Source organism: Aeromicrobium sp. CF4.19, assembly GCF_051262555.1.
Taxonomy (GTDB): domain Bacteria; phylum Actinomycetota; class Actinomycetes; order Propionibacteriales; family Nocardioidaceae; genus Aeromicrobium.
The window spans coordinates 592,442-615,557 of record NZ_JBIMEU010000001.1 but is presented as its reverse complement, the minus strand read 5'-3'; the positions used below and the strand labels follow the sequence as shown (position 1 = coordinate 615,557).

The 23,116-nt window shown below is 71.8% G+C and carries 20 protein-coding genes; 9 read left to right on the top strand and 11 right to left on the bottom strand.

From position 1 onward, the window contains the following. Window positions 1–32 precede the first annotated feature (32 nt). The 5 genes from ACHAAC_RS03080 to ACHAAC_RS03060 form a co-directional block, all read right to left on the bottom strand. Complete coding sequence (locus ACHAAC_RS03080; RefSeq protein WP_435714463.1) at window positions 33–809, bottom strand: hypothetical protein; 777 nt, start codon at window positions 807–809, stop codon at window positions 33–35. A gap of 21 nt (window positions 810–830) precedes the next feature. Then, on the bottom strand, window positions 831–1,790 hold the full coding sequence (locus ACHAAC_RS03075; RefSeq protein ID WP_435714462.1) for an NADPH:quinone oxidoreductase family protein: 960 nt from the start codon (window positions 1,788–1,790) through the stop codon (window positions 831–833). A 56-nt stretch (window positions 1,791–1,846) separates the two neighbouring features. Beyond that, window positions 1,847–2,542, bottom strand: coding sequence for a hypothetical protein (locus ACHAAC_RS03070; RefSeq protein WP_435714461.1), 696 nt, complete (start codon window positions 2,540–2,542; stop codon window positions 1,847–1,849). A 68-nt stretch (window positions 2,543–2,610) separates the two neighbouring features. After that, window positions 2,611–3,846, bottom strand: coding sequence for a cytochrome P450 (locus ACHAAC_RS03065; RefSeq protein WP_435714460.1), 1,236 nt, complete (start codon window positions 3,844–3,846; stop codon window positions 2,611–2,613). A gap of 81 nt (window positions 3,847–3,927) precedes the next feature. Then, window positions 3,928–5,394: a flavin-containing monooxygenase gene (locus ACHAAC_RS03060; RefSeq protein ID WP_435714459.1), complete on the bottom strand. Its 1,467-nt coding sequence runs from the start codon at window positions 5,392–5,394 to the stop codon at window positions 3,928–3,930. 66 nt (window positions 5,395–5,460) lie between these two features. On the opposite strand from ACHAAC_RS03060, the gene ACHAAC_RS03055 reads away from it, so the two are divergent. Next, window positions 5,461–6,072, top strand: a complete 612-nt coding sequence (locus tag ACHAAC_RS03055; RefSeq protein WP_435714458.1) for a TetR/AcrR family transcriptional regulator — start codon at window positions 5,461–5,463, stop codon at window positions 6,070–6,072. A 179-nt stretch (window positions 6,073–6,251) separates the two neighbouring features. On the opposite strand, the gene ACHAAC_RS03050 is transcribed toward ACHAAC_RS03055, so the two are convergent. Next, a complete protein-coding gene (locus tag ACHAAC_RS03050) occupies window positions 6,252–6,794 on the bottom strand; it encodes an inorganic diphosphatase (protein ID WP_435714457.1) in 543 nt (180 codons plus the stop codon). On the opposite strand from ACHAAC_RS03050, the gene dacB reads away from it, so the two are divergent. The 5 genes from dacB to ACHAAC_RS03025 all read left to right on the top strand — a co-directional run bounded on the left by dacB (window position 6,795) and on the right by ACHAAC_RS03025 (window position 11,941). Beyond that, a complete protein-coding gene (dacB, locus tag ACHAAC_RS03045) occupies window positions 6,795–8,216 on the top strand; it encodes a D-alanyl-D-alanine carboxypeptidase/D-alanyl-D-alanine endopeptidase (protein WP_435714456.1) in 1,422 nt (473 codons plus the stop codon). A 121-nt stretch (window positions 8,217–8,337) separates the two neighbouring features. Then, a complete protein-coding gene (locus tag ACHAAC_RS03040; protein WP_435714455.1) occupies window positions 8,338–9,474 on the top strand; it encodes a peptidoglycan-binding domain-containing protein in 1,137 nt (378 codons plus the stop codon). Between the two features lie 99 nt (window positions 9,475–9,573). Then, window positions 9,574–9,744, top strand: coding sequence for a hypothetical protein (locus ACHAAC_RS03035; protein WP_435714454.1), 171 nt, complete (start codon window positions 9,574–9,576; stop codon window positions 9,742–9,744). A gap of 2 nt (window positions 9,745–9,746) precedes the next feature. After that, window positions 9,747–11,036 carry a cupin domain-containing protein gene (locus tag ACHAAC_RS03030; RefSeq protein WP_435714453.1) on the top strand — a complete coding sequence of 430 codons (1,290 nt, stop codon included), beginning with the start codon at window positions 9,747–9,749 and terminating at the stop codon, window positions 11,034–11,036. Between the two features lie 11 nt (window positions 11,037–11,047). After that, window positions 11,048–11,941: a sucrase ferredoxin gene (locus tag ACHAAC_RS03025; protein ID WP_435714452.1), complete on the top strand. Its 894-nt coding sequence runs from the start codon at window positions 11,048–11,050 to the stop codon at window positions 11,939–11,941. A gap of 18 nt (window positions 11,942–11,959) precedes the next feature. On the opposite strand, the gene ACHAAC_RS03020 is transcribed toward ACHAAC_RS03025, so the two are convergent. After that, window positions 11,960–12,490: a hypothetical protein gene (locus tag ACHAAC_RS03020; protein ID WP_435714451.1), complete on the bottom strand. Its 531-nt coding sequence runs from the start codon at window positions 12,488–12,490 to the stop codon at window positions 11,960–11,962. Between the two features lie 60 nt (window positions 12,491–12,550). Beyond that, the gene (locus tag ACHAAC_RS03015; protein ID WP_435714450.1) at window positions 12,551–13,399 is read right to left on the bottom strand and encodes an SDR family oxidoreductase; all 849 of its coding nucleotides are present in this window, start codon (window positions 13,397–13,399) and stop codon (window positions 12,551–12,553) included. 101 nt (window positions 13,400–13,500) lie between these two features. Between ACHAAC_RS03015 and ACHAAC_RS03010 the strand changes: the two genes are divergently transcribed. Then, entirely contained in the window at window positions 13,501–14,316 is an 816-nt protein-coding gene (locus tag ACHAAC_RS03010) for an exonuclease domain-containing protein (protein WP_435714449.1), read from the top strand. A 6-nt stretch (window positions 14,317–14,322) separates the two neighbouring features. Here ACHAAC_RS03010 and ACHAAC_RS03005 read toward each other — a convergent pair whose 3' ends face one another. Both ACHAAC_RS03005 and ACHAAC_RS03000 read right to left on the bottom strand, forming a co-directional pair. Further along, window positions 14,323–15,168: an alpha/beta fold hydrolase gene (locus tag ACHAAC_RS03005; protein WP_435714448.1), complete on the bottom strand. Its 846-nt coding sequence runs from the start codon at window positions 15,166–15,168 to the stop codon at window positions 14,323–14,325. An 86-nt stretch (window positions 15,169–15,254) separates the two neighbouring features. After that, complete coding sequence (locus tag ACHAAC_RS03000; RefSeq protein ID WP_435714447.1) at window positions 15,255–19,655, bottom strand: glycoside hydrolase family 97 catalytic domain-containing protein; 4,401 nt, start codon at window positions 19,653–19,655, stop codon at window positions 15,255–15,257. Between the two features lie 154 nt (window positions 19,656–19,809). On the opposite strand from ACHAAC_RS03000, the gene ACHAAC_RS02995 reads away from it, so the two are divergent. Both ACHAAC_RS02995 and ACHAAC_RS02990 read left to right on the top strand, forming a co-directional pair. Next, window positions 19,810–20,976 (top strand): ROK family protein, encoded by a 1,167-nt coding sequence (locus tag ACHAAC_RS02995; RefSeq protein ID WP_435714446.1) that lies wholly within the window; start codon window positions 19,810–19,812, stop codon window positions 20,974–20,976. A 119-nt stretch (window positions 20,977–21,095) separates the two neighbouring features. After that, entirely contained in the window at window positions 21,096–22,256 is a 1,161-nt protein-coding gene (locus ACHAAC_RS02990) for an NAD(P)/FAD-dependent oxidoreductase (protein WP_435714445.1), read from the top strand. A gap of 33 nt (window positions 22,257–22,289) precedes the next feature. On the opposite strand, the gene ACHAAC_RS02985 is transcribed toward ACHAAC_RS02990, so the two are convergent. After that, on the bottom strand, window positions 22,290–23,048 hold the full coding sequence (locus ACHAAC_RS02985) for a lysophospholipid acyltransferase family protein (RefSeq protein WP_435714444.1): 759 nt from the start codon (window positions 23,046–23,048) through the stop codon (window positions 22,290–22,292). Window positions 23,049–23,116: the final 68 nt, after the last annotated feature.

Sequence of the window (23,116 nt, the reverse complement as noted above, 5' to 3'; positions counted from 1 at the left end):
GCACTGGCGGTGGCGACGCGGAGGGGGTGACGTCAGGCCGAGCGGAGGACGTCTCGGGTGAGGACGTCGGCCAGCTCGGACTCGGGGAGGCGCAGGTCGTGCCAGCCGGGGGCCAGCTCGCGGGAGCCCTCGACGGGCCGCTCCAGCATCAGTGTCGCGATGCCGTCGGTGACGTCGACGACGCGTCCGGGCGCGCCGTCGTGCACGACGAGCGAGACCCGCTCGTAGAGCTCGCACTCGCCGGCGGGGACGGTGCGGCGGGAGACGCGGGTCTTGGTCCACTCGAAGCCGTCCGGCGGATCCTCGTCGACGCTTGCCCGGGCCACGAGGTGCACGTCGTCGGTCCCGTCCTCGAACGCGGCGATGACGTCGAGGTCCCGCCATCGGGCCCGCAGGCCGACGTCGCTGGTCGGCCAGACCGGACCACGCATGTTGCGCCAGCCGAAGGCCGGGGTGTCGAAGTGGGAGATCAGGTGCCGCGACCCGTCAGCCTCCAGGCGCCAGTAGGACGCACCGGACGGCACCCGCGTCGGGGCGAGCTCGCCGCCCCCCACCTCGAGCACTGCGACGTCGAGCACCGGGAGGTCGTCGGGCAGCAGCAGGTAGTCCACGAACTGCCCGGCCTCCGCCGACGGTGCGGGGTGACCGAAGGCGGCGCGGGCGGCGTCGGCGTCGGCGAACGTGGCCTCGTCCTGCGGCAGCACTCGTCCGGCGACGACGTCCAGACCCTCCAGCAGCAGGCCGGTGGTCTGCGCAGGGGTGAGGAGGTGGAACCAGGTCACTGTGCCGACCTCATGGGCCGACCTCATGGGCCGACCTCACGGCCGACCTCACGGGGTGAGCAGGATCTTGCCGGTCGCGCGGCGCTCGTCGATGGCCAGCAGCGCCTGCGTGACGTCGTCGAGGTCGAACGTCGCACCGATCGGCGGGTTCAGCGCCCCGGACGCGACGTGCGGCGCGATGGCGTCCCACTCCTGCACGAAGTGACCGGGACGACTCATGGCGTAGGCACCCCAGCCGACGCCCACGAGGCTGATGTTGTTGAGCAGCAGCCGGTTGACCTTGACCTGCGGGATCTCGCCGGCGGTGAAGCCGATGACGAGCAGGCGGCCGTCCTCCTTGAGGCTGCGCAGCGAGTCGGTGAAGCGGTCGCCGCCGACGGGGTCGACCACGACGTCGACCTTGCCGGAGGCCTTGACCGACTCCAGGAAGCCGTCGGCCAGCACGAACTCGTCCGCGCCGGCGTCGATCGCGACGGCACCCTTCTCGGCGGTGGACGTCACCGCCACGACGCGCCCGGCGCCGAAAGCCTTGGCGACCTGGATGGCCGAGGTGCCGATCCCGCCCGCGGCGCCGTGCACGAGCACGGACTCGCCCTCGGCGAGACGTCCGCGCTCGACGAGAGCGAAGTGCGACGTCAGGTAGTTGAACGGCAGGGCCGCGCCGGCCTCGAAGGAGACCGAGTCGGGAAGCGGGAAGACGGTGCCCACCTGCGCCACGGCCAGCTCCGCGTAACCACCGAGCAGGGGCAGGGCGCACACCCGGTCGCCGGGGGAGAAGCCGGAGTCGTCGGGGGCGGAGACGACCTCACCGGCCACCTCGGCACCCGGCACGAACGGCAGGTCCGGCTTGAGCTGGTAGAGCCCGCGGGACTGCAGGACCTCCGGAAAGGCGACGCCGGCCGCCTTGACGCGGATCAGCACCTGCCCCTCGGCGGGGGTGGGGTCGGGGAGCTCGGTCACCTCGACGGCCGTCGGCCCGTCGAGCGACGTGATCTGCACAGCACGCATGGCCCGACCCTACACACAGGTTAAGCAAGCGCTTAGCGGTCGGCGGCGCGGCTTCCTCAGCCCAGCGTCGACCACGTGGTGTCGGCGTCGACGAGCCAGTGGTTGCGCAGGGTCAGGGCACGCTCGGTCGCGGCGAGGATCCCCGCCACCAGCAGGGTGACGTCGGCCCAGCCCGGCAGCTGGATCGGGGACGTGAACGTTCCGACCTGCTCGGCGATGCGGTCCTGCTGGGTGATCAGCTCAAGGGCCTGCGGGATCCCGACGACGAGACCGACGAGGAGCACGAGGATCGCCACCAGCCCGATCGCGCTGCTCCACCGGGGGAAGCGGTTCGCGAACCGTGCCCGAAGGCCCTCCTGGGAGGACCGGTGTGGCTGCAGCGTCCGCTCGGCCCCGGACTCGCTGACGTGATGCATGCGCTTGAGGCCGTACAGACTGGTGGCGACCTGGATCATCCCGTCCGGCACGGGAAAGGTCGCCGGTACGTCGGCACGGTGGGTCTGCACGCCGTCGAGGTAGAGCGCAGCCTGCGGCGCGTCGTCGTCGCCCTCGTCCTCCTCCATGTCGCTGAGCGAGTCGGCGAGAAGGCGCACGTCGACTGCGTACACGTGGGGTTCCCCCGCGTCATCGACGAGCTCGAGGAAGAACAGGGAGCGAGTGAACAGCTGGTGAGCGCGGTAGCGCGGCAGCGCGCTGCCGTCGCCGGGTCGCAGCGTGGCGAGCTGTCGACGACCTCTCCACTTCTCGTACATCTCGTGGTCCCCTGAGTCCCGACGATGCTGACGTCCACGAGCCTACGAGACCGCGCGTCCGGCCTGGGTCAGCGGCGGTGCAGAACGAGGGGGGCCTTGTCGGCCGGGACGTTGGTGATGTTGCGCAGCCGGTTGGGGGCGGGCCGCTCCGCGTGCACGTCGAAGCGCTGCAGCACCTCGCGCAGCACGACGGTGCCCTCCATGAGCGAGAACGCGGCGCCGATGCAGCGACGCGCACCGCCGCCGAAGGGGATCCAGGTGTTGGCCGCGATCGTGTCGGTCAGGAAGCGGTCGGGCCGGAACTCGTGGGCATCGGCGAAGCTCTCCTCGCGGGAGTGCGACAGCATGATCGACGGCGAGACCGTGACGCCTGCCGGGAGCCGGTACCCGCCCACGACCTGCTCGCTCTGCAGTGTTCGCGCCACGAAGTCGATGATGGGGTGCAGGCGCATGGACTCCTTCAGGCACGCCTCCAGGAACGCGTCGTCACCGGTCTGGGCGGCCGTCACCGCTCGGACGTGCAGATCGGGGTGGCGACCGAGCTCGTGCAGCGTCCACGACAGGGCCGACGCCGTGGTCTCGTGGCCGGCCAGCAGCAGGGTGACGAGCTGGTCGCGCATCTCCACGTCGCTCAGCGCGGGAGTGCTGTCCTCGGCCCCGACGCGCAGCAGTCTCGAGAGCACGTCTTGGCGGCCCTGGAGGTCGTGGGCCTCCCGGCGGTCGGCGATCTCGGCGAACAGCAGCGCGTCGACGGCCCGCTGGTTCTTGAAGTAGCCCCGCCACGGCGGCAGGGCACCGAGCCGGGGGATCAGCCACGCCAGCAGGATGCGGACGTCGATGTCGACCATCCGGTTCACCTTGGGTCGCAGCACCGCCAGACGCTCCTCGTCGGTCACGCCGAAGACCACCTGCAGGATGACGTCCAGGGTGATGGCGTTCATCCGGTCCAGCGTCACCAGGCGCTGTCCGTCGTGCCAGGAGTCCACCTCGGCCTTGGCGATGGACTCCACGAGCGGCACGTAGCCCCGCATCGACGGTCCCGTGAACGCGGGCATCAGCAGCTTGCGGGCGCGCTGGTGCTCCAGGTCGTCGGTGAGCAGCACCGAGTGCCGGCCCATGACCGGCTTGAGGATGTCGTTGCCCTTGCCGGCATGGAGCTGTGCCGGGTCGGACGCGAAGATCTCCTTGACGTCGGCCGGGTCGCTGAAGATCACGAAGTGGCGCGGGCCGGGCAGGATCGAGATGGAGAACGTGTCGCCGTACTGCTCGTGCAGGTGCGGGACGAGGGTCTTGCGGTCACGCATGAACGCGATGGTCATGCGCCACGACGAGCCCCGCGGGCCGTCGGGGATCCCACGGTCGCGGAGCTCGTCGCCCGGCACGGTTCAGGCCGCCTTCTGCCAGGCGAAGTGGTCGGACTCGACCTTGCGGGTGCGCCACCAGTACCGGAACGTGAAGCCGGGCCAGATGGTGCGGTTCTTGCCCTGGCTGTCCAGGTACCAGCTGGTGCAGCCGCCCTGGCTCCACACGCCCTTCTCGACCTTCTCCTGCAGCTGGTCGTTGAACTCGCGCTGTGCCTGCGCGGTGGGCTCGACGGCCTCGGCGCCGCGCTCGTCCATCTCGTCGAGCATCGCGAGGACCCACTTCGTCTGCTGCTCGATCATGAACACGACCGAGTTGTGCCCGAGGGCGGTGTTGGGGCCCAGCATGAGGAAGAAGTTCGGGAAGTGCGTCACCGAGATGCCCAGGTAGGTCTCGATGCCGTGCTCGTCGAAGGTCTTGGACAGGTCGCGCCCGCCCTTGCCCGTGACGTGCACCCACTCGAAGGCGTCGGTCACGTGGAAGCCCGTGCCGTAGATGATCACATCCGTCTCGCGGAAGTCACCCTCCATGGTCACGATGCCGGTCGGCGTCACTTCACGAATGCCGTCGGTGACGAGCTCGACGTTGTCCCGGTTGTAGACCGGGACGTAGTTGTCGGTCTTGAGCACGCGCTTGCAGCCCAGGCGGTAGTCCGGGATGAGCTTCTCGGCCACGGCGGGGTCGTCGACGGTCTTGCGGATGTAGTCGGCGACCTTGTTCTCCACGAGCTTGGTGATGCCCTGCGCCGGTCCGGTGAAGCCCAGCTGCGTGGCCTCGTTCATCCAGTACAGCGCGTTGCGGTAGGCGCGGGTGCCGCCGGGGACCTTGGTCAGCAGGCGTGCCTTGCGGCCCGTGATGTCGTGGTTGAGCTTGGGCACGACCCACGGTGCGGAGCGCTGGTAGACGTCGAGCTGGGCGACGTCGCCGACGATCTGGGGGATGAACTGGATGGCGCTCGCGCCGGTGCCGACGACGGCCACCCGCTTGCCGGTGAGGTCGACGTCGTGGTCCCAGCGGGCGGAGTGGAAGCGGGGGCCGTCGAACGTCTCAGCGCCCGGGAGCTCGGGGATGTTGGGGATGTGCAGGCCACCGATGCCGGAGACCAGCACGCGGCACTCGTAGGTCTCCTTGCTCGTGGTGACCGTCCAGCGCAGCGTGTGCTCGTCCCACGTCGCGCCGGTCATCTCGGTCTCGTAGTGGATGACGTCGTCGAGCCGGTGCTTGTCGGCCACGGAGCGCATGTAGGCGTGGATCTCCGGCTGGGCCGAGTACTCGCGCGACCACTCGGGGTTGAGCTCGTAGGAGAAGGAGTACATGTGGCTCTGGACGTCGCACTCGGCACCGGGGTAGGTGTTGTCCCGCCAGGTGCCGCCGACGTCGTCGGCCTTCTCGATGATGATGAAGTCCGTGCGGCCGGCCTCGCGCATCTTCATGGCCATGCCCATGCCCGCGAAGCCGCTGCCGACGATGATGGTGTCCGTGGTGATCACCGTTCGGATACTATCGGTATCCGAACGGTGTGCCAAGGTGATGTGTGTGACGGAGAGGGAGAACCGGTGACGGTCGAGCAGGCGCCCAGGACGAGGGCAGAGCGGCAGGCGCAGACGCGCGAGCGGCTCATCGAGGTGGCGCGCGAGCTGTTCCTCGACGCCGGCTACGCCGCGACGTCGCTGGACAAGGTGGCCGTCGCGGCCGGCTTCTCCAAGGGGGCCGTGTACTCCAACTTCGCCGGCAAGGAAGAGCTCTGCATGGCGGTGCTCGACACCATCCACGAGGAGCAGATCGAGGGCGTCGTCGCCGCGTTCACCGTCGATGCCGACATCGACGGCCGCATCGACGCGTTCGCGGGGTGGGTGCGCGAGAAGCTCGGCCACCCGCGGTGGACGGCGCTGGAGGTCGAGTTCGCCGCCGTGGCGCGGCACAGCCCGTGGGTCGCCTCGGAGCTGGTCAAGCGCCACCGGATGCTCGTCGAGGCCTCGGCCCGGCTCATCGACCAGGTCATGGCCGACGCCGGGCTCGCGCTGGACATCGATGCACGCAAGTCCGCGACGGCACTGCTCAGCCTCGGCATCGGGCTGGGCGCGATGCGCTCACTGGACGCCGAGCTGGACGTCGACGTCTTCGCCGAGACGATGCGCGCCCTGCTGCGTGGCAGTGCCCGGTCGTGATGGGCCCGGTCGTGATGGGCCCGGTCGTGATGGGCCCCGCGCCGAACGTCTGACCCTGCACCCTGCTGCATGGTTTTCCTCGATCTTCACGGGAAGCAGCCCGTGCCAATCGAGGAATGTCGTGCAGCTGTGCTGATTCCGCCCATGTCGACATGGGAATCAGGGGGCCGGTGGGACGGTCAGTAGCCGCCGTTGTCCTTGTAGCGCTGGAAGCTGCGCTCGACCTCGGCCTGGGCCTCGGCGCGGCCGGTCCAGGTGGAGCCCTCGACGGACTTGCCGGGCTCGAGGTCCTTGTAGACCGTGAAGAAGTGCTCGATCTCGAGCCGGTCGAACTCGGGCACGTGGTGGATGTCGCGCAGGTGCTCCTGGCGCGGATCCGTCGCGGGGACGCACAGGACCTTGTCGTCGCCGCCGGCCTCGTCGGTCATGCGGAACATGCCGATCGCGCGGCACGTGATGACGCAGCCGGGGAACGTGGGGGAGGGCAGCAGGACGAGGGCATCGAGCGGGTCACTGTCCAGGCCGAGCGTCTCGTCGATGTAGCCGTAGTCGGCGGGGTACTGGGTCGCGGTGAACAGCGTGCGGTCCAGACGGATGCGGTGGCTCGCGTGGTCGACCTCGTACTTGTTGCGCTCGCCCTTGGGGATCTCCACAGTCACATCGAAAATCACGGTGCTCGGGCCTCTCGGTCGCGTCGGCGGGGTGGACCTAGTCTGGCCCATGTGAATCGACGCCGATCAGCGAGGGGGCGTGTCAGCCCGGCGTGGCTCGTGCTGAGCATCGGGCTGGTCCTCGTGGTGCTCGGCGTCCTCGTCGCGGCGGCGTGGAGCACCGGGCGGCTGAACGCCGTGGTGTGTGGTGGCGACTGTGGTCCCGAGGCGGTGGCCGACCCCGCCGGGCTCGAGCGGGCCGACGGTCTCGCGGCGCGGGATCCACGTGCGCCCGTGCGCGCCAGCGTCGATGCCGCCGCCGTGGAGGACGCGCTCTCCGGACCGCTCGAGGCCGATGCCCTGGGTGACCGGGTCGGTGTCTCCGTCGTCGACCCGGCCACCGGTGAGGAGGTCTTCTCCAGCGGCCCGGAGACCCTCGTGCCGGCCTCCACCACCAAGGTCCTCACCGCGGCGGCCGGCCTGGTCGCCCTGGACCCGCAGCAGCGGTTCGAGACGTCCGTCGCGCGGGACGGCGACGCCCTCGTGCTCGTCGGCGGCGGGGACCCGTACCTCGTCGCCTCCCGCGACGACAGCGGCTACGCCCAGCGCGCCGACCTCACGACGCTGGCCGAGCGCACCGCCGCCGCACTGCAGGAGGCCGCGTCGCAGGGGGACGGGCCCGAGGAGGTCTCGCTGGGCTACGACACGACCCTGTTCACCGGCCCGGGGGACAACCCCGACTGGGAGAACGGGTACGTCTCCGGTCAGATCGTCACGCCGATCGCTCCGCTGTGGACGAACCGTGGCATCTCGCGCGGGGTGCGGTCCTCCGAGCCCGCACGAGCGGCGGCCGAGACGTTCGCCCGGCTGCTGCGCCGACAGGGCGTCGACGTCACCGGAGACGTCGAGGACGCGCAGGCCCCGGACACCGAGCCGATCGCGACGGTGCAGGGAGCGACGGTGGAGCAGGCGGTGGAGGCGTTGACCCTGTCCAGCAACAACGAGGCGGCCGAGGTCCTGGCCCGCCACGTGGCGATCTCGCAGGGTCAGGAGGCCGACTTCGCCGGCGGTGGGACGGCCGTCGCCGAGGTCCTGCAGGAGGCCGGCGTCCCCACGGCCGGCCTCGAGCTCGAGGACGGCAGCGGCCTGTCCCGCGGGAACCGGATCGCGCCCGTGACCCTCGCCCAGACGGTGGCGCTCGGCATCAGCGAGCAGGCGTGGCCGGATCTCCTGGCCGCGCTGCCGGTGGGTGGTTTCAGCGGCTCGCTGGAGGATCGCATGGACGGGGACGCCTCGTCCGGGGCCGGCCTCGTCCGCGCCAAGACCGGGACCCTGACCGGCGTCCACTCCCTGGCCGGCTACGTCACCGATGCCCGGGGGGTGCCGCTGGCCGTCGCCCTGATGGTGGATGACACCGAGGAGATCAGCGCCCTGGAGACCCGCGACGCCCTCGACGCCGCCGCGGCGGCGCTCGCCTCCTGCGCGTGTGGATGACTCCCTGGAACGACGGGAAGAAACTACAGTGATGTAGTTCTGTGAACGGAGTGACAGAAGGGTCCGATGGTGCGCACACTGGTCCTCGACCCGGGCCCTTCCGGGGCCTCGAGGGAGAATCATGCGCAAGCTCGCGATCACACTGACCGCTGCCGTCCTGGCGGTGACGGCATCGGCAGGGACGGCTCACGGAGCCACCACCCCGGTGCCGTTCCCGTCCTCGCCGAAGGGCATGAAGGCGCCCGGCCCGGTCGGGCACGCCCTCGACCCGGTGCCGGCGTACGCCCCGCAGAACGCCTGCCAGCCGGGCACGCCGACGGGCGTCGCCAAGCTCCGCTCCCACGTGCTCAAGACCTACGGGGTCGGCGGTGCCGGCAACACCGCCCGCACGTGTGCGGAGGGCAGCTCCGAGCACGCGGACGGGCGCGCCTGGGACTGGATGGTCAACGTCAAGAACTCCAAGGAGAAGGCGGCCGCGGCCAACTTCCTCGGGTGGCTGACGCGCGACAACGGGCGGGCCGCCCGCCGGCTCGGCGTCATGTACGTCATCTACAACAAGAAGATCTGGGCCTCCTACCGAGCCAAGGACGGCTGGCGGGCCAGCTCTGGCCACACCGACCACATCCACGTGTCGTTCTCGTGGAACGGCGCGCGCGGCAACACCTCGTGGTGGCGAGGTGCGGTCCAGCCGACCGACTACGGACCGTGCCAGCGATTCGCGGGACAGCCGTCGGCCGTGGACACCAAGGCCGTCAACCTCAAGCCGTGTCCCGCGCCGAGCCCCCTGATCAAGACCACCAACCTGCCGACGCTGGAGTACGGCCAGCGGCACAGTGCCGTCTCGACCGCCCAAGGTCTGCTCGGGCGGAGCAGGACCGGCACGTTCGACTCCGGGTTGCGGGCCAAGCTGATCAGCTGGCAGCGGGCCAACAACCTGCCCAAGACCGGCGGGCTGGACCAGCCGACGTGGGCGATCCTGCGGACCTCCTCGGTCAAGACCAACGTCGCCAAGCAGTACACGGCGACCTCGGCACGCGCCTACGGCCTGAAGAACTACTCCAAGCTCTCGCTGAAGAGCCTGGACACCGGACGGTCGGTGCTGGTGCTGCAACGTGCGCTCGGCCTGTCCCTCAAGCTCTCGACCGGCTACTTCGGGGCGCAGACGACGGCAGCGGTCAAGGCCAAGCAGTCCTCGCTCGGCCGCCCCGCCACGGGCGTGTGGACCGGCGCGGACTGGAAGGCGCTGTCGCGTTCCTGACCTCATCGGCCCCCGAGTTGCGGGGGCTCACCACGGTGCCATCGTGGATCGTGGCGGCCGTGTCCACGACCGCCACGATCGCATCGAGGAGGTAGCGACATGAGCCAGACGACTCCTGAGGGTCCCGCTGACAGTGGTGCCGAGGGCACGCCCGGCGTGCACGACGGTGGCGCCGATGGTGGTGCCGAGGGTCCCGCTGACGGTGGTGCCGAGGGCACGCCCGGCGTGCAGGACGGCGGCGCCGACGGCGGTGCGGACGACTCCGTCTGACCGTGTCCGTCTCCACGACCGCTCGGGTGCCCGGCTCCGGTGACGACCACCGGGCCGGGCCCCCAGCCCAGTCCCGGGCAGCCCAGTCCCGCTCGGCGCTGTCCCGACTCGTCGCCGACCCTGCCGCGTTCGCCGTGGACGTGTGGGGGCGTGATGCGCTGCTGACCCCGGCTGCTGAGCTCCCACGCGGCTTCGAGGACGTCCTCGACGAGGCCGCGGTCGACGAGCTGGTCTCCTCCCGCGGTTTGCGCACGCCGTTCCTGCGTGTCGCACGGAACGGCTCCACGGTGCCGACCGGGCAGTTCACCAGCGGTGCTGGGGCCGGCGCCGGGATCGCCGACCAGCTCGACGACACCCGCCTGACCGCGCTGTTCGCCGACGGCGCGACGCTCGTGCTCCAGGCGTTGCACCGCACGTGGGAGCCGGTCCGGCGCCTCGCCACCGACCTCGGCGAGGAGCTCGGCCACCCCGTGCAGGTCAACGCCTACGTCACGCCGCCGCAGTCGCGCGGCTTCGACGACCACTACGACGTGCACGACGTCTTCGTGCTGCAGATCTCCGGCGAGAAGCGCTGGCGCATCCACGCGCCCGTCCACCCGGCCCCGCTGCGCGACCAGCCGTGGACCGACCGTCGCGACGCCGTCGCGACCGAGGCCGAGCGCGAGCCGGTGATCGACACCGTCCTGCGTCCCGGCGACTGCCTCTACCTGCCGCGCGGCTACCTGCACGCGGCCACCGCGCTGGGCGACGTGAGCACCCACGTCACGATCGGCGTGCACACCTGGACCCGGCACGCCCTGGCCGAGGAGATGCTGGATCGCGCCGCCGAGCTCCTGGCCGAGGACGAGGACGTGCGCGCCTCGCTGCCCCTGGGGGTGCGCGTCACCGACGCCGCCGACCTCGACGCCGACGTCTCGATGGTCCGCCAGCGCCTGCACGACGCGATCGACGCGGTCACGCTGGCCGCCCTGGCCGCCCGTCTCGCTCCGCGGGTAGACGCCGCGACCCGACCGGCGCCCGTCGGACCGCTGGCGCAGCTGCGGGCGGCGCAGTCGCTCGGCGACGACACCGTCATCGTCGTTCTCCGTCCCCACGTGCGGGCCAGGCTCGAGGAGACCGATGGGGCCAGCCGCCTCAGGAGCAGGGCCGGCGTGCACGACGTCGCCCCCGAGCACGTCGATGCCGCGCGACGACTCATCGACGGGGAGCCGCTGGAGGTCGCACCGCACGACGAGTCGGCCCGGGACCTCGTCGCCGCCCTGCTGGCCGCGGGTCTGGTCGAGCCGGCCTGAATACTGATCGGATGGCCGACCCTCCCGTGCTGTGCGCGGACACCGCACGCGACCGCGGCGACCCGATCGTCGGCACGGCCCTGCACGTCCGACGCTTCCTGCTCGTCGAGCACCCCGGCCCCTGGCCGTTCCACGCCCTGGAGGCCGAGGGGCTCCAGGACGTCGTGCCGGAGCTCGTCGCGGCGACGCGAGCCGCGAGCGGCCGCACGTTCCTGATCCGCCGGCACGGTCGGCAGGACGCCGACGGACCCCGCGCCTGGGCTGTTGCCGACGTCGCGGCGGGACGCATCATCTGGGGGACGTGGCAGGACCCGAGCGACCTCCGGGCCGCGGTCGCGGCCCTCGCGGCGGACTCGACGTCGTGGAGCGAGGAGCCCGTCCTCCTCGTGTGCGCCCACGGTCGGCACGACACCTGCTGCGCCGTGCGGGGACGGCCGGTGGCTGCGGCGCTCGCCGCACGGTGGCCGCAGGCCACGTGGGAGTGCAGCCACGTCGGCGGGGACCGCTTCGCGGCGAACGTCGTGGTGCTGCCGGACGGCACCTACTACGGAGGGCTCGACGACTCCACGTCGCCGGAGGTGGTGCAGACCCACCTCGAGGGCGCCGTGGCGACGGACTTCCTGCGCGGCTCGAGCACCCTGCCCCCGGTGGCGCAGGCCGTCGCGGCGCAGGCACTGAGGCGCTGGGGCCCCGCTGGCCCTCGGGCCGTGACGGCCGGCCACGTCGAGCAGGTGGCCGACGACGCCTGGCGGGTCCGGCTGGACGCCGTGGTGCCACTCCCGAGCCTCGTGACGGCGTCGGTGCGTGCCGTCCCGGCCGACCCGGCCCTGCTGACCTGCCATGCGCCGCGCGCCACCTCGGCCCGCCGGTTCGAGGTAGAGGATCTCCTCGGCGCGTGGGACTGAGATAGGGCGTTGGGCGGGTCAGTCCTCCGCCCAGCAGCCCGCCAGCTCGACCAGCTCGTCCAGGACCTCCCGGGCCCCTTCCGGCTCGCCGGCACCCTGGCCGTTGCCGGTGTCGTCCTCGACTCTCGCCGTCACGACGACCTGGCCGCACATCGCCTGTCCGCCGGTCTCGGTGGCGTAGCCGACGACCTCGCCGTCCCTGAAGAAGCCGTCCGGCTCGGCCGTCAGGCCGTCCCTACGATCGCCGGCCTCCGACTGCACCGTCACGATCTCGGTGACGAGGCGCAGCTGCTGGTCCCCGCTGTCGACGAGGCAGGCGCCCAAGGTGTCGACCGTGTCGAACCGCAGGTCGACGTCGAGGATCTCGTCACCGTCGTAGGGCATCGGTGCACTCTTGTCCCACGCGACCTCGAAACCCCGGGTCTCGAGCGCTCGTGCGACGGCGTCGCTGGACACCCCGCAGATCTCGGGCTCCTCGTAGTCGGGCGGGCCGCAGGCGGCCGCCAGCGCCGCCACAGCCACCATGACCGGTGCCAGTCGTCTCCACATGGATCCCCCTGCCCAGCGACCGCGAGAGCGGTGGACGCTGGGCGCGATCATACGGAGTCCCTACCGCAGCACCTTCACGACGCGGCGGTTGAGGAGCCGCATCGCCGTCGTGTAGCCGAACGGGACGAAGCGCTGGGCGAGGTGGCCCAGGCGGATGTCCGGCGAGGTGAGCACGAGGTAGCGGCCCTTGCGCACGGCGCGCAGCATCTGCTCGGCGACGTGCTCGGGCGAGACGGCGTGCTTCTCGAAGCGGGCGACCAGCCGCTGCACGCGGGGGTTCTCCCGGTCGACGCCGACGATGTCCACCGTCCCCACGAGCGGGGTCCTGACCGCACCGGGGCAGACCAGCGTGACGCCGATGCCGTGGGCCTCGAGGTCGAAGCGCAGGACCTCGCTCACGCCGCGGATCCCGAACTTGGCGGCGCTGTAGGGCGCGTGCAGCGGCAGCCCGAAGAGTCCGGCGGCGGAGGAGACGTTGACGACGTGCCCTCCGCGTCCGGCCTCGATCATGGGCGGGACGAACGCCGAGAGCACGTGGATCGGCCCCATCAGGTCGACGTCGACGGTGCGCTGCCAGTGCTCGGGCCGCAGGTCCTCGATCCGACCCCACGTGGAGATGCCGGCCACGTTCATGACGAGGTCGACGGAGCCGACACTCTCGTGCACCCGCGTTGCGAAGGCCTCCACGGCGACACGGTCCGCCACGTCGAGGGCCTCGTGGTGCACCACGTCACCGCCGGCGGCGCGGATGCTCGCCGCCGCGTGCTCCAGCCCGTCGGGCGCCACGTCGGTCAGCACCAGGCGCACGCCCTGCTCCGCGGCGAGCCGGGCGGTCGCCAGGCCGATGCCGCTCGCGGCGCCGGTGACGAGGGCTATGCGCCCCGAGGGCTCGGTGCGGATGCGGGGCATGACGACCTTCCAGTCAGAGTGGGACGAACGTACCAATACTCCGTGTCGCTGCAGGGAAGTGTCCGCGGGCGGCCCTAGCCTCAGCGGTGTCAGGAGGTGCCGTGAGGCCCAACAGGTTCGACGGATTCTGCGATGCGTGCTCGGTCCACGTGGCGGCCGGCGGTGGAGCGCTTACCGGGCTGCCGGGCCAGTGGCGCACGTGGTGCCTGGCCTGCTCGCCCCAGCCGCCCGAGCGAGGCGCGCACGACGGCTGGCACCGGCTGCCGCTGGCGTCGCTCGACCTCGAGACCACGGGGGTGGACCCCCACGGCGATCGCGTCGTCTCCTACGCCCTGCTGGACGAGCCGGGCTTCGAGATCACCGGCCTGGTGAATCCCGGCGTGCCCATCCCCGCCGCGGCCGCGGCGGTGCACGGCATCACCGACGCCATGGTGGCGGCTGCCCCGCCGCCGGCCGATGCGCTCGCCGTCGTCCTCGACTGGGTCGACACCCTCGTGCAGCGCCGCGTCGGGCTCGTGGTGTTCAACGCCTGCTACGACCTCACGATGCTGCGGGCCGAGGCGGTGCGGCACTCCCTGCCGCAGCCGGACTGGGACCGCCTGCTCGTGGTCGACCCGTACGTCGTGGACTGGGGCATCGAGCGCGGACAGCTCGGGCAGCGGCGCCTCGTCGACGTCGCCGCCTACTACGGCGTGAGCGTGGACGGCGCGCACGACGCGACGGTCGACGCCCGAGCGGCCCGCGAGGTGGCCGTCGAGCTCGCCGCCCGGCACGCCGAGGTCGGTGGGACGCCGCTGGAGGACCTCATGACCCACCAGCGCGCGTGGTACGCCGATCGCGCAGCGGACTGGAACAGCTACGCCCGGCGGGTCGGGCGCGAGCTGGACGATCCCGACGGCTGGCCACTCACCGGCTGAGCGGGGTCAGGCCGTGGAGCGGACCCGGGCCAGAACGTGCTCGGTGACGACGTCTGGCGCCTCCTCGGGGATCCAGTGCGAGACCCCCTCCAGCACGACGTACGTGAAGTCGGCGTGCACGTGCTCGTGGCAGGCGTCGGCGCCCGCGCGGGCGATGGCCATGTCGCCGTCGCTCCAGAGGTAGGTCGTGGGCACCTCGACGGCGGGGAGCTCGGCCAGCGCGGGCGTCATGGCGCGGTACCAGGCGAGGGCGGCGGTCAGGGCGCCCGGCTGCTGCAGGTGCCGGACGTAGGCGTCGACCTGCACGGCCGGCACGACACCCTCGTACATCGCCCGCAGTCGCCGGGCGTCGTCCTCGAGCAGGGCCTCTTCGGCCTTGCCCTCCTGGCGCAGCAGCCGGATGTAGGACCCCTTCTGCTGGGCCTCGGGATCCGAGCGCAGGGCCGCGTTGTAGGCGACGAGGTGCGGCACGGAGAGCGCCGTGAGGCTGACCAGCCGCTCGGGGTGCCAGGCGGCGGTCGCCCACGCGACGGCCGCACCCCAGTCGTGCCCGACGAGGTGGAAGCGCTCCAGACCGAGGGCGTCGGCGAGCCCGACGACGTCCCCGGCCAGCTGGTCGGTGGTGTAGGCCGAGACGTCCGCCGGCCGGGCGCCGGGGGAGTAGCCCCGTTGGTCCGGTGCCACGACGCGATAGCCCGCCTCGACGAGCCGCGGTGCGACGGCGTCCCAGCTCGCCGACGTCTCGGGGAAGCCGTGCAGCAGCACGATCGCCTCCCCATCGGCCGGGCCGGCCACGCGGACGTCGAAGAGGAGGTCGCCGACCGGGACCTGTCGGAGCTCGCCGGGAGTCATGGCCCCATCATCACCGATGCCGGTGCTGACCGTCACGGCACACGCGACGCGGCCCGGGGCAGCTGCCCCGGGCCGCGCCTCCTGCCTCAGCCGTCCAGGCTTCGTCGGCGTCGCAGCGCCAGCCCGACGCCGACCATCAGGGCCGCCAGGGCGAGGAGCCAGGCCGCGGGGCCACCGGTCGAGGGGAGCCATCCGCCGTCGGCGGCGTCCGATTCCCCGGCCGCGTCGTCGCCTCCGGGTGACCCGGCGCCCTCGCCACCGTCGTCGCCACCGCCGTCATCTCCGCCGTCACCGGGTCCACCGCCGTCTCCACCGCCGTCGACGGCGACCACGCGCAGCCCGACGGTGTCCGCCGAGGGGGCGAAGTCGTCGCTGCCGACGTAGCGCACGGTGAGCGTGCGCTCCCCGACGTCGAGGCCCTCGACCTCGATCGACGCCGCCCCGTCCTGCAGCTCGCCCCGGGCCAGGACCGTGCCTGCCTCGAGCACCTCGACCTCACCGGTCGGGGTGTCGCCGGGAGCCCTGCTGGTCGGCTCGTCCTCCTGCGGGTCCGGTCCGGAGACCGTCACGTCGACCTGCGCGGCCTGCCCCTGCTGCACCGACTCCGGGGCCTCGGCGACGGTCGTCGTGGCGGCCCGCACCGTCACGGTGTCGACCTCCTCCACGTTGCCGGCCCGGTCCACGGCACGGAACTCCAGGGTCGCTCCGACGTCGGGCACGGAGACCGGCTCGTCGTAGGTCTCGAAGTCTCCCTCGCCCGCCGTGCGGACCTGGACCTGTGCAACCCCGGACGTCGCGTCCTCCGCCTCGATCGTGACGGTCCGTTCCCCTGCGTCGACCGTAGTGGAGGACTCCGGTGCGGTGCCGTCGATCTGCACCTCCTGCTCGGTGGTCGCCGAGACCTGGTCACCGGCGACGGCCCGGGCCGCGACGCGGTACCGCCCGTCCTCGGTCAGGCGCAGCGGCTCGTCAGCGTCCTCCCACGCGCCACCATCGATCCGCAGCTCGGGCTCGGCGCCCTCGACGTCTCCCGCCGTGGCGGTCACGTCGACTGGACTGGTCCACCAGCCGTCGCTCCCGTCGGGCGTCGCCGGGTCCAGCGTCATCGCGATGGTCGGGACACCGATGCCCGCCGACTCGGGGATGACGCCCGGGTCCGGGGCGAGCGTGAAGGAGTCGACGTTGACGTTGCCGGTGTCCTCCTCGTCGTAGCAGAGCTTCAGCGGATCGTCGTCGCCGACTGTGAAGGGGTACGGGTCGGTGTCCGCCCACCGGCGCCAGCGGTCGGAGCCCTGGCCCTGGTTGGGGAACTGGACCTTGGAGGACCGGTCGCCGACGGTCATGGTCAGCTGACGGTCCAGCGGCGCGACGGTCATGCCGTTGGCGAATCTCGTGGTCACCAGGTAGGGGCCGGAGGGCACCTCGGTGGTTGCGACGGCGACGCAGGCGTCCACCGCGTTGAACGTCCTGGCGAACCCTGAGCCGGTGAAGCCCGGGTGTTCGTCGTCGACCTCGGCGCCGCCGGACCGCTCGCCGTCCTCGGCCTCGAGGAGGGCGTCGGCGGACTGCTGCTGGGACACGGTGGCGCGCAGCGTCTCGGCCACCTCGCCCTCGACGTCCGCCAGGCTCTCGGCCAAAGCCTCCAGGGCCGCCTCCAGGCCCTCGTCGTCCTCGCGGATGGCCGCTCGAACGGCCGTGACCGACTTCTCGCGCCAGTCGCTGGCCTGATCCTCAGTGATGGTGCCGTCGTCCTGGGCGGCCCGCACCCGGGCGAGCACGTCCATCAGGCCGTAGGGCTCGCCGAGCCACCGTGCGGCGATGCCGTCCAGCTCCTCGAGGGCATCGGACGACACCTCTGCGGGAGCCGCCCCCAGCAGCCGCAGCCGGATGCTCTGCATCGCCAGCTCCACGCCGGTGAGGTCACCGTTGCCGGCGCGGTCGATGGCGCCCTCGAGCAGCTGCCGGATCCTGGACGCGATGTCTCCGCTGAGGTCCTCGGACTCCTCGAGCTCGCCGACCCTCTCGACCATGCTCTGGTCCGGGAAGGGCAGCAGGGCGACGCCGACGGTCTCGTCGGGGACCGCGCTGCCGTCACCGAGGCCGACGTCGGTCCGCGGGGCGTAGGGGAAGGACCCCACCGGGACGGTGGCCGAGAGCGTCGTGCTCTCCCCGCCGTCCAGGCGCACTCTGGCCGAGTCGATCCGTGTGCCGTCGAGGTAGAGGTAGGAGGACGCGACGCTCGCTCCCTCGTTCGTCACCTCGGCCTCGATGGTGACCTCGCGCTCGAGCGGCTCGTATGTCGCCGTGGGCTCGCCCGCCAGGCTCAGCTGGCCGGCACCGAGCTCGGGCAGCTCCTCGACCTGCTCCGGCGTCGCCTCGGTGAACCGGACCGCCTGTCCACCGGCGCCGACCATCGACGCCGACAGGGTGTCGCCGGACTCCACGATGCTGCGGGTCCGCGTGACGGCCGTGGGGTTGCCCTTCCACGAGGCGTCCGCCGCGTCGGCGAAGACGTCGGCGACGTAGGTGGTGTCGGGCTCCAGGAAGTCCAGTGGGACGTCCACCGTCCGGTCGTTCTCGTCGGTGATGGTCCCGAGGTACCAGTCCTCGCCGGAGCGTCGGGCCGTCGCGACGTGGTCACCGATCTCGGCGTCGAGGACGTGCGACTCGTCCCACGTGGACGGGATGTCCTTGAGGTACTCGAAGGCGGTGTCCTGCGCGGCGTAGTTCTCCGGCGTGTCCGCCAGCATCTGCAGCGGGCTCCAGAAGGTCGTGTAGAGCGCCAGCTGGTGGGCCGTCGTCGACTGCACCCGCGTGTTCAGGTTGCCCGGGTCCCAGAGCACGTCCAGCACGCCCGGGGTGTAGTCGGCCGCCCCGCCCATCCAGCGGGTGAAGGGCAGGATCGAGGCCTGCTCGGGCGGGTTGCCGCTCGCGCCCTTGTAGTTCTGCTGCTCCATCCCGGCGACGCCCTCGCCCGTCATCATGTTCGGGTAGGTCCGGTGCAGGCCGGTCGGCTTGATCGCCTCGTGGGCGTTGATGTTGATCTCGTGCTCGGCGGCGACCTCCATGACCCGCTGGTAGTGCCGCACCGCTTCCTGGTCGTAGTGGCTGCGGCCGGTGCCGCCGAGGTCGAAGCGGGTGGCGTAGCCCGTCTTGATGGCGTGGATGCCCCACTCCTGGTACTGGGCGAAGATCTCCTCGATGTTCTCGTCGTAGTAGTCGACGTAGCCGCGGGTCTCGTTGTGGGCGACGAAGCCGACGTCCTTGGACTCGGCGTACGCGAGCACCTCGTCGATGTCGAAGTCGTCCATCGGGGTCAGGAAGTCCTGGTTGGTCCAGCTGCCTCCGGCGTTGACGTTCCAGCCCTCGGCCAGGACGTACTTGGCGCCGGCCTCGTCGGCCAGGTCGATGTACTCCTTGGTGCGTTCCGTCGTCGCTCCGTGGTTGGGCCCGGCGTTCCAGGTGGTGTCGCGTCGCTGCAGCTCCCACCACACGCCGGTGTAGGTGCCGGGATCGATCCAGTCGGCGGTGTCCGCCGTCCCGTCGTCGTCGGAGTCGACGTCGCAGATGGTGCACGGCGGGTTGAGGTTGGCGATCATGTGCGACTCGGCCAGGTCGCCGGCGTCGCGGCCCACGGTGATCGTGCGCCACGGGGTGGAGAAGTCCTCCTCGCTGACGTCGAGGACCGCCTTGATGCCGTTCGGCAGCGCGATCAGCTCGCTGACGAGCTGGCCCTCGGGCCCGTCGCCGCGCTCGACGGTCATGCTCGGGTAGTCCACGAGAGCGGCCTCGTGCAGGCTCATGAAGAGACCGTCGTCGCGGGAGAACGTGATCGGTGTCTGGGCGTCGGGCACCTCGGCGATCGGAACGGTCTGGTAGTGCCTCTCATCGGCCGCCTGGTCCGTGCCGGCCCGCAGGTAGTAGGCCGTGAGGTCCGACGAGAGCCCGAACTGGGTGTCCTCGGCGGTGACGTTGAACTTGCCCAGCTCCTCCTGCTGGGGGAAGGTGTAGCGCAGTCCGAAGCCGTCGTCGAAGACCCGGACGCTGACGTCCAGCTCGGTGTCGGTGGGGGTGTGCACGGCGCTGACGACCAGCTCCTCGTACTGGTTCTGCACCGAGGAGTCGGTGCCCCACGCGGGCGTCCACGTCTCGTCGTGGGTGTCGCGCTCGACGCCGGTGATCTCCATGTCCTCGGTGAGGTCGACGTCCGGATCGGACAGCGTGAAGCCGAGCCCGGAGGGAGAGACGACGGACGTGGCGCCGTCGCGCACCACCTCATAGGTGAGGCGTCCGTCGACGACGCCGACGGTCGCGCTGATCGAGCCGTCAGGCGAGCTCACCTCCTCGCCGTCGAGGGCCCCGACCTCCCCCGGTGCGGCCTGGGCCGGTGCGGCAGCGAGGCCGGTCGTCGTCCCCACCGCCAGCACGAGGGAGAGGGCGCCGAGCACGGCGGCGCGGAGGGCGGGAACGGTGGAGGAGGGGCGCATCGGCTCGGCTCTCGTCGGGTGCAGCAGCGTGACTCGCATCACAGCTCGGTGTGGGGCTCAGCGTGGCCCACTTTTTTCGAGGCGTCAACCGCGCTAATCAAAATGATTTTGCACAGTTCTCGTACAAATAGGTCGCGGGCACTACGGTGAGCCCATGACGGTCGACGCACGCGCAGAGCGGAGCAGGCAGGAGATCCGCGCCGCACTCGCTCGCCTGCACGCTGCCTCGCGGCGGGAGATCCAAGCCGCGACGGGGCTGAGCGCGAGCACGGTGGCCGGCGTCGTCAGGGCCATGATGGCTGACGGCGTGGTCCGCGAGATCGGCCCGGCGCAGGTCCGGGGCCGGGGTCGTCCGGTCACGCGGCTGGTGCTCGACGACCGCCCGGGCCACGTCGTCGGCATCGACATCGGCCACCGACATGTCGCCGTCGCCCTGGCCACCTCGGGGGAGCAGGTCCTCGGCGAGCGGTGGGTCGACAATGACGGGACCGACGCTGCCGATGAGCTGCTGAGGCAGGCGGCCGACCTCGTCGCCGAGCTGCTGGAGGAGCACGGGATCGAGTCACGGCTGGTGGAGCACGGGGTGATCGCGGTGCCCGCTCCGGTCGAGCCCGCCACCGGCCGGGTCCACGTTGCGCCGATCGTCGTGCCGACCTGGCGAGGCCGGCGTCCTGCGCAGGAGCTGCAGCAGCTGGTCGGCTTCGAGCTGACACCCGCCAACGACGCCAACGCCGGCGCCATGGGTGAGCGGGTGCACGGCGTGGGTGCCGGGATCGACGACCTCGTCTACCTCAATGCCACCGTCGGTGTCGGCGCGGGGCTGATCCTCGGCGGCCGGTTGTACACCGGCCCCGACGGGGCGGCGGGCGAGATCGGCCACATCCGGTTGCCGGGTGCCTCGGCGCTGTGCCGTTGCGCCCAGTACGGCTGCCTGGAGTCCGAGGCGTCCCTGCGCGCCCTCACCCCCAGGCTCGCGGCCGTGGGCGTCGAGGTGGGGCCCATCGTCCAGCACGACGAGCTGCGCGACTGCGCGGGGCAGCCCGCCGTGCACCGGCTGCTCGTCGAGGCAGGACGGGGGCTGGGCAACGTCCTCGCGGACATGTGCAACCTGCTGTCACCGGCGATGATCATCGTCGGAGGGGAGCTCGCGGCGGGCGGGGCACCGGTCCGCGACGGCATCGCGGAGTCGTTGGAACGGCACGCCCTGTCGACGATCGCGCGGACCGTGCGGATCGAGTTCTCCACCCTCGGGCCCCGGGCTCCGATGCGTGGTGCCGTCGCGCTCGCGGCGCAGCAGGCTCGTCTTCGGGGTCCTGGCTGAGCCCAGGCAGGTGGTGGTGCGGCCAGGGCGTGCGCGTCGGCGTCGTCGGGAGGACCTCGCGGGGCGACCCCCTCTGGAGGCACGATGGCAGCCGAGCCCCGATGCATGCAGGAGCACCCATGTCCCGTCCCGACCTCCCAGTCTCAGCCGACGTCGTGGTCATCGGTGGCGGAGTCATGGGGCTGAGCGCCGCGTGCCACCTCGCCGAGGCCGGCGTCGAGCGGGTCGTCGTGCTGGAGCGAGGGCCCCTGGGAGGCGGGTCCACGGTCAAGGCGGCGGGTGGGGTGAGGGCGACGTTCTCCGACCCGCTCAACATCGCTCTGGCGATGCGCAGCCTCGACGCTCTCGAGCAGTTCGGGTCCGAGCGTGACCAGGAGATCGACCTGCACCGGGTGGGCTACCTCTTCCTGCTGGACGACCCTTCGGACGTCGAGACCTTCACCCGCGACGCGGAGCTCCAGCAGCAGATGGGTCTCCCGAGCCGGATGGTCTCGGTGCAGGAGGCGGGCCGGCTCTCGCCACTGGTCCGGGCCGAGGGCCTGCTCGGTGCCATGTTCTCGCCTCGGGGAGGGCACTGCGCCCCCGAGTCGGTGGTGCTCGGCTACGCGCGGGCGGCCAGGCGCGCAGGGGCGACGATCCTGACCGACAGTCCGGCCACGGGGCTGCAGATGGCAGGCGAGGAGATCCTCGGGGTGCACACGGCAGCCGGCACCATCGCGACGAGCACGGTGGTGTGCGCTGCGGGTGCGTGGTCGCGCGAGGTGGGGCGCTGGGCCGGGGTGGACCTGCCGGTCGAGCCGCTGCGCCGCCAGGTGGCGATCACCGAGCCGGTGCCGGGGCTGGACCCGCAGACGCCCTTCACGATCGACTTCTCGACGTCGTTCTACCTGCACGGCGAGGGGCAGGGTCTGCTCATGGGGCTCCCCGAACGCCGCGACAGCTGGGGCTTCGACCAGTCTCGGGAGCCGCGCTGGCTGGAGGACCTCGCCGAGGCGATCGAGCACCGCGCGCCGAGCCTGGCCGACGTCGGGATCGCCGCCGGGTGGGCCGGGCTCTACGAGATGACGCCGGACTGCAACGCCCTCATCGGACGATCCGCGACGGTGAGCGGCCTCGTCTACGCCTGCGGCTTCTCCGGGCACGGATTCCTGATGGGCCCCGCCGTGGGGGAGGTCGTCCGGGACCTCGTCCTGGGAGCGCGCCCCTTCGTCGACGTCGGCGCGCTGGCCGTGGAGCGCTTCGCCGACTCGACGACCCGCCCGGAGACGGCGATCATCTGACGCCGGTAAACCGCCGCCACGGGTGGACCTGTGTCAGTCGCCGGGGGCGCCGATGCGGCGCAGGGCCTCGCGGTCCAGGGCGGCGGCGGTCTCGACGTCGGGGGCGGTGCCGCCGCGGTCGTGCGGGACCCACCATCGGTCCGCGTCGTCACGGGGGACGTCGGGGTAGGCGTCGACGGCCTCGGCCAGGAGCGTGCTCATCGCCTCGTGCAGGCGATCGGTGAGCTCGTCGGCGGTCTCGTCGGCGCGTGGCACGAGCGGTTCCCCGAGCAGGACGGTGACCGGGATGCCGCGTCGCAGGCTGCGTCGACCGTCGACCGTCAGGATCCGGTGGGCGCCCCACAGCACGCACGGCACGAGCGGGACGTCGCGGGACAGGGCCAGCCCGGCGGCACCCGGCTTGAGTCTCTTGACCCGCCACGAACGGCTGATGGTGGCCTCGGGGAAGACGCCCACGACCTCGCCGTGCGCGAGGAGGCGCCGCGCTCGCCGGTACGCGCTCGCCCCGGTCCAGCGGTCGACCGGGATGTGCCCCATCGCCCGCATCAGCCTGCCGACGACGGGGACCTCGAAGACCGACGTCTTGCTCATGAAGCGCACGAGTCGGCCACGATCCCGCGCTGCGTAGCCGACGACGGTGAAGTCGATGAAGCTGATGTGGTTCGACGCGACGACCGCGCCGCCGGTCCGGGGCAGGTGCTCGCCGCCGCGCACGGTGAACCGCACGCCCAGGACCCTGAAGATCCCCCCGATGATGCGCACCACGACGCGGTACGTCCGGTCGGACCTCATGCGGTCACGCCCTCAGAAGAACCACCGTAGGGACGTACCCGCATGAAGGGCTTGTTGCTCGTTCGCTG

What these genes read in the sequence shown, in the direction of transcription:
- ACHAAC_RS03080 (WP_435714463.1), bottom strand. Translation starts at nt 809, where the DNA reads ATGAGGTCGGCCCATGAGGTCGGCACAGTGACCTGGTTCCACCTCCTC.
- ACHAAC_RS03075 (WP_435714462.1), bottom strand. Translation starts at nt 1,790, where the DNA reads ATGCGTGCTGTGCAGATCACGTCGCTCGACGGGCCGACGGCCGTCGAG.
- ACHAAC_RS03070 (WP_435714461.1), bottom strand. Translation starts at nt 2,542, where the DNA reads ATGTACGAGAAGTGGAGAGGTCGTCGACAGCTCGCCACGCTGCGACCC.
- ACHAAC_RS03065 (WP_435714460.1), bottom strand. Translation starts at nt 3,846, where the DNA reads ATGCGTGACCGCAAGACCCTCGTCCCGCACCTGCACGAGCAGTACGGC.
- ACHAAC_RS03050 (WP_435714457.1), bottom strand. Translation starts at nt 6,794, where the DNA reads ATGGGCCAGACTAGGTCCACCCCGCCGACGCGACCGAGAGGCCCGAGC.
- ACHAAC_RS03040 (WP_435714455.1), top strand. Translation starts at nt 8,338, where the DNA reads ATGCGCAAGCTCGCGATCACACTGACCGCTGCCGTCCTGGCGGTGACG.
- ACHAAC_RS03035 (WP_435714454.1), top strand. Translation starts at nt 9,574, where the DNA reads ATGAGCCAGACGACTCCTGAGGGTCCCGCTGACAGTGGTGCCGAGGGC.
- ACHAAC_RS03025 (WP_435714452.1), top strand. Translation starts at nt 11,048, where the DNA reads ATGGCCGACCCTCCCGTGCTGTGCGCGGACACCGCACGCGACCGCGGC.
- ACHAAC_RS03020 (WP_435714451.1), bottom strand. Translation starts at nt 12,490, where the DNA reads ATGTGGAGACGACTGGCACCGGTCATGGTGGCTGTGGCGGCGCTGGCG.
- ACHAAC_RS03015 (WP_435714450.1), bottom strand. Translation starts at nt 13,399, where the DNA reads ATGCCCCGCATCCGCACCGAGCCCTCGGGGCGCATAGCCCTCGTCACC.
- ACHAAC_RS03005 (WP_435714448.1), bottom strand. Translation starts at nt 15,168, where the DNA reads ATGACTCCCGGCGAGCTCCGACAGGTCCCGGTCGGCGACCTCCTCTTC.
- ACHAAC_RS03000 (WP_435714447.1), bottom strand. Translation starts at nt 19,655, where the DNA reads ATGCGCCCCTCCTCCACCGTTCCCGCCCTCCGCGCCGCCGTGCTCGGC.
- ACHAAC_RS02995 (WP_435714446.1), top strand. Translation starts at nt 19,810, where the DNA reads ATGACGGTCGACGCACGCGCAGAGCGGAGCAGGCAGGAGATCCGCGCC.
- ACHAAC_RS02990 (WP_435714445.1), top strand. Translation starts at nt 21,096, where the DNA reads ATGTCCCGTCCCGACCTCCCAGTCTCAGCCGACGTCGTGGTCATCGGT.
- ACHAAC_RS02985 (WP_435714444.1), bottom strand. Translation starts at nt 23,048, where the DNA reads ATGAGGTCCGACCGGACGTACCGCGTCGTGGTGCGCATCATCGGGGGG.